We start from the raw sequence: 5833 nt of genomic DNA on the forward strand, positions 1-5833 counted from the left end.
TGAGTAGAGATTGCTTCGGCTAGCTTAACTATTCCCGATTGAGGTTGAGTTTAATATCATCGCCTCGCAATGACAGCCACGAGCCTTTTTCTACACCAATAATTGGTACTTTATTAAGTTGCAAATCCCTTATAGCAGTCAAAGGAAAGGTTAGGACAGTTCAAAAGTTTAAAACTCAGACAACGTAATACTTTTCCTTCTTCCTTCTTCCTTCTTCCTTCTTCAATTCACTCTACAAATCTTCAAATACCTTAAACATAGGTAAATACATAGAAAGCAAAATCGCACCAACCATCGCACCAATAACAACAATCATTAAAGGTTCCAACATACTTGTCAAAGATTTTACGGCTTCCTCAACTTCTTGTTCATAAAAAGCTCCCACCTTCATCAACATCGCATCCAACTCACCAGTTTCCTCTCCAATAGCCATCATTTGAACTGCTAAAGAAGGAAAAACTTTCTTTTCTTGCAGAGCTAAACTAATCATTCCCCCACTTTGAATTTCTTGCCTTGCATACTCAACAGACTCAGCGATCGCCGCATTTCCTGCCACATTTCTCACAATTTCTAGAGACTTCAACATTGGTACACCGGAGCGAGTCAAAGTACCAAAAATCATACAAAAACGAGCCACTGCCGACTTTTCAATAATATCTCCAAAAATAGGAAGTTTCAGAAATATTTTGTCAAAAAATAGCCTACCTTGGTCTGTTTTATAAACCATTGTATAAACAACGTAAATAAAAATAATTGTGCCTATTGCCGTTACTTGAGGAATAGGAGGCCAAGTTCTACAAAAAGCACTAATACCTAACATAAAAACAGTAAAAGCAGGCAACTCAGTACCAATTTCTTCAAAAATTTTGGCAAAGGTTGGTAATAGAAAAGTCGTCATACCAAAAAATACTGCCAAAGCAATAAACATAACAGTTTTTGGATAAGACATAGCAGACTTAATTTCACTCAAAGTCTTAGCATTTTTCTCCAACATTACTGCCAAACGCTCAAGCACTTCATCAAGGACACCACCCACCTCTCCAGCAGCCACCATACTCAGAAATAATTCATCAAAACAAGCAGGATGTTTCCTCATTGCTTCTGACAATTCAGTGCCTTCTTCTACCTCTGCACTAATCATTTTTAGAGCATATTTAATCTTATAATTAGAGCTTTGTTCTTGTAATACTTTAAGACACCTGACCATCGGCACACCTGCATTAAACATCGCAGCAAATTGACGTGCAAAAACAGCTAAGTCCTTAACAGTAATCGTAGCAAGGGCGACGTTTAATTTTTCTTCAAATGCTTTTAATTGTTCCTCTAATCCACCTTTAGATTTTTTCCTGGCTAAATTGCTAGTCATAGTTTATTTTCCTCATTTTTTTAATCTTTAATAAACAACTATTTGCTTAGGTGGCGTGATTTTAAATTGCTTTTGAAAAAGTTTTTAATTATCATTAGCTTTACTCTGTTTCCAAATCAGACCTTAAGCGAAAAAACCTCTTTGATCAAAATAATTGGGTCGCGCAACCCTGCCTTTTAAGGCGAAATGTTTTCGGAGGCTTACTCAAATCCCCTACTTCCCCTCCTGGGAGGGGTTAGGGGTGGGTTAACTTCTGACTTCTGACTTCGTTAACTATCACCTACCACCTCTCAAGAAGTTTGTTTTTCATACGATTGTCAAAAGTACTTTACTCAGTAGAATGGAGAAAGGAAGATTGTATGAAGTTCTTCTAATACTCCTCACTCCTCTACTACCGACAACCGATCGCCCAATAATATCTAACGACGAGCCTTAGTTTTTTCTCCCTTCACTTTAGGTTCTGGACCAATCAAAGCTTCTAACTCATCTGGCTTTACCGCTTTAGCCATCACATTAGCCCAAGTAGCCTTTCCTTCTTTATATAAATCGGCAAGAGACATTTCCATAGTCTGCATACCCAACTTTTTACCCATCTGAATTTGAGAATAAAGTTGAGCATTTTTAGATTCCCGAATTAAGTTAGCGATCGCCGGAGTATTAATCAAAATTTCCTGAGCAACACAGAGACCCCCACCAACTTTTTTCACCAAGTTTTGACTACAAATACAAACAATAGAATTAGCCAACTGCGACCTAATTTGAGGTTGTTGTTCTGGAGGAAAAACATCTAACATCCGGTCTACCGTACTAGAAGCAGAATTAGTGTGTAAAGTCCCAAATACCAAGTGACCTGTTTCTGCTGCGGTACTAGCCAAAGCAATAGTTTCCAGGTCTCGCATTTCTCCCACCAGAATAATATCCGGATCTTGACGAAGTGCCCCTTTCAGAGCATTAGAAAAACTTTTTGTATCTTCTCCCTTTTGCCGTTGATGAAACAAACTCTTAACGTTAGGAAAAACATATTCTATAGGGTCTTCAACAGTGAGAATATGTTCAGAACGGGTACGGTTAATCAAATCTAGCAAAGCCGCCGTAGTAGTTGTTTTTCCAGATCCAGTCTGCCCTGTCACTAGAAAAAGTCCCCTTGGTCGCTCAGTCATCTCCCGTAAAATCATCGGGAATCCAAGCTTATCAATATTAGGAATTTGAGAAGCCAAAGCACGCATACAAGCTGCCCAACTACCTCTCTCCCGATAAACATTTAAACGGAAACGAGCCAACCCCTTAACACCATAAGCACTGTCAAGTTCCCAATTTTGCTCCAAATGCTTACGCTGCATATTGTTGAGCATTTGGAAAATCAGATTTTGCACTTCCAGTGGGTCAAGATTTTCTCCAAACTGTGGCTGAGGCATAAGTTGGCCAGTAATTCTAAAAAAAATAGGAGCGCGAGCTTGGATATGTATATCTGAACCGCCCTGCTCTACAAGGGACTCCAACACATCTTCAATCATAAAAGACATAATTTCAATCTCCCGAAAAACGTTGCATTTGCTATACTTAAAAAGTTAATTACTCCTCAACTACTCAAAGCGGGGTGTCATACAATATGGACAATATCGCCATTCTGCCTCTAATTCAGCATTACAAGACTTACAAACTAGATTCTGTTTAGCTTGGCGCTTCATTTCTGCCTCCAGACCAGAGTCAGTAAATGTTACCCGCTCTACCTCTTCAAAAGTGGTATAACCTTGTCGCACCAAATCCAAGCTATACTGCAATAAAGTAGTCATTCCTTCTTCAACTGCTACTTCCTTAATTTGCTCTGTAGGTGCTCTTTGAGTAATTAGAGTTTGTAGTCGCTCTGTAGACTTCATAAATTCATAAACACCTACACGACCTTTGTAACCTAGACCACCACATTTTTTACAAAGTTCGTCCCTTTCTGCCAATACCCTGCGGTCTTCAACTGGTATAGTATTTGCTCTGTAGAAAGTATAATCCTGCTCCTGAGAAGGAACTAAACCATAGCGAGTCAACTCCTTAGGTTCAGGAGCATAGGGAATTCGACATTCACTACAAACCCTACGCATTAGACGTTGTGCCAAAACACCTAACAAAGCAGCAGAGACCATAAAAGATTCAACTCCCATCTCATCAAGTCGAGCGATCGCCCCTGCTGCATCATTAGTATGTAGGGTTGTTAAAACTAAGTGTCCAGTTAATGCCGCCTCAATAGCCGTTTTTGCTGTTTCCTTATCCCGTGTTTCACCCACCAGTAGGACATCAGGGTCTTGTCGTAGAAATGCCCGGAGGATATTAGCAAAAGTTAAGTCTTTTTCTCGAATCACTTGACACTGAGTAATCCCAGGTAAAGCATATTCAATGGGGTCTTCTGCAGTACTTATATTAATACCCGGATCGTTTCGTTCTGCCAAGACAGAATATAGAGAAGTAGACTTACCAGAACCTGTTGGCCCCGTTACCAGAATTAATCCAAATGGACGACTAGCAGTTTCCCTCACTAAAGCCAAAGTATCCTGGTCTGTAATTAACTTATCCAACCCTAGTTGGGTACTAGAGCTGTCCAAAATCCGTAAAACAATCTTTTCACCATAGCGACTAGGTAAACTATTTACCCTAAAGTCAATAGTACGTCCCTTAAATACTTTACGAATACGACCATCTTGAGCTTGCCGTCGTTCAGCAATGTCTAAGTTAGCAATAATTTTGAAGCGGGAAGTAATAGCTGGGATAACTTTTTTCGGAAACCGAAAATATTCTTGCAATACCCCATCTTTACGCATCCGAATTCTGATAAATTCCTCTTGGGGTTCCACATGAATATCTGATACTCCCTCAGTCAGAGCTTTCACTAAAATTACATTAACAGCCTTAATCACAGGAGCATCTTCAGCTTCAGAGATGCTTTGTGCTATGTCCTCTACCGCATTCTCATCTTCAGCTTCTTCTAATTGCTGAGTCTCAAAAAATCCTGACTCCAGCTCTAACTCTTTTTCTTCTGCCTTTTTCGCAGCAACAGCGTCCTTTTTCGTTTGCTCGTCTAAGTAGTAGTTAATTAGGTGTTGATAATCTTCTGGAGTAATGACCAGACGCTGTAAAGTTAATCCACGATGTCTGAGAATTTTATTTTTCAGTTCATCTAAAGCTTGGAGGTTATCAGGGTCGGCCATTGCTACCATCACAAAGGGTTGCTGTTTTTCATGTTCATTCAGCAAATTTGACGGCAGTGAATCTCCAGCAAACTTCTCTAATTCCTCAACGAATGTACCTTGTGAACCAATTCTTTGAGTCAAAACTTTTAACATTTGGTTTTTATCTATTTTGCCAGCTCGGACTAACTGATTTGCCAAATGAGTTTCGTGGCTAAATAGTGGTATAATTCGGTTACGACGACAAGTTTCTATCGGAATTACTGTGTCAATGAGATAACATACTTGTTGTGGTGGAATTTGAGTTATTTCTGGGTCAAAGGCAGCTACACCATAGAAAATCATTAGTTCAAATAGCTGCTGCTTTTTGTAATGCCTCAGTAATTCTGGAGGTAAAGCTTGTCCTGTTAGAGCTTGGAGCAGATCTGTCAAAGATTTACCGGTTTTACGGCTTTCAACTTGACATTTTTGGAATTGTTCAATGTTGACATAGCCTGCTTGAACCAGTTTATTCCCAAAAGGAGAAAGATTGCTAAGGGCAACTATAGCGGTGCGTGAATTCCGTGAAGAGGTTTGGGCCATGGCTGATAAATTAAATTCTCCTGAATCTAAGTATTCCCTAAGTTTTTGATGAAATTTACACCAGCTTAACAAGTCGTTAACTTAGTTTACTGATTAAGTATTTCCTGTTTCCTGGTTTAATATTATTTCTGGTGAGTATTTGAATAGCTTTAGTTAAGTTAATCTAGGGATAGTCTACAATTATACAAAACTCCTAAATTAGAATTAAGGCCAGTAATTACCATGTTACTGTAAAAACCCTAGCAATTTAATTCACATAGCATAGAAATACTTTCTCTTTTGTTTGATATAGCAGCTACAATCAGCTATAGCCAGTAAAAATATCGACCAGAAAAATGTTTTGGTTAATATAAAATAATTCGGTATAATCTAAAACTAGAGTCAAGAAATCTCCAGGGACACAATGTTTACGAAAAACATCAGGCCATAGAACTAGGAAAGCCTATTATTTATTGTTGAGGTCTCAGGAACTACTTCAGAGTGACTGAGATAGTATTGCAATCTATGTTAATTTTAAAGAATATCCTAACTATTATATAATAGACTAATGTTAATGGTTGACCAGTTCAACAACCTTAACCTTTTCTAGTTTAAAATCTGTAAAAGAGTCTTTGTCTTTAGTATAAGTAAGTTTTTTTAAGAGTGATAACCATAATTTTATTTGTGACATAGACTTAATTAGTAATATTAGCAATTTTTTAGTAAAGAAATA

Annotated in this window: 3 protein-coding genes; all 3 read right to left on the reverse strand. The window is 38.3% G+C overall.

Annotated elements, in window-relative coordinates:
• Positions 1 to 232 precede the first annotated feature (232 nt).
• The gene (locus F6K13_RS15140; RefSeq protein ID WP_124142658.1) at positions 233 to 1366 is read right to left on the reverse strand and encodes a type II secretion system F family protein; all 1134 of its coding nucleotides are present in this window, start codon (positions 1364 to 1366) and stop codon (positions 233 to 235) included.
• A gap of 419 nt (positions 1367 to 1785) precedes the next feature.
• Positions 1786 to 2889: a type IV pilus twitching motility protein PilT gene (locus tag F6K13_RS15145; protein WP_124142657.1), complete on the reverse strand. Its 1104-nt coding sequence runs from the start codon at positions 2887 to 2889 to the stop codon at positions 1786 to 1788.
• A gap of 60 nt (positions 2890 to 2949) precedes the next feature.
• Positions 2950 to 5121 carry a GspE/PulE family protein gene (locus F6K13_RS15150; protein WP_124142656.1) on the reverse strand — a complete coding sequence of 724 codons (2172 nt, stop codon included), beginning with the start codon at positions 5119 to 5121 and terminating at the stop codon, positions 2950 to 2952.
• Positions 5122 to 5833 lie beyond the last annotated feature (712 nt).

This window comes from Okeania sp. SIO2B9 (assembly GCF_010672505.1).
GTDB lineage: Bacteria > Cyanobacteriota > Cyanobacteriia > Cyanobacteriales > Microcoleaceae > Okeania > Okeania hirsuta.

Coding starts and splice junctions, on each gene's coding strand:
- F6K13_RS15140 (WP_124142658.1), bottom strand. CDS start 1,366: ATGACTAGCAATTTAGCCAGGAAAAAATCTAAAGGTGGATTAGAGGAA.
- F6K13_RS15145 (WP_124142657.1), bottom strand. CDS start 2,889: ATGTCTTTTATGATTGAAGATGTGTTGGAGTCCCTTGTAGAGCAGGGC.
- F6K13_RS15150 (WP_124142656.1), bottom strand. CDS start 5,121: ATGGCCCAAACCTCTTCACGGAATTCACGCACCGCTATAGTTGCCCTT.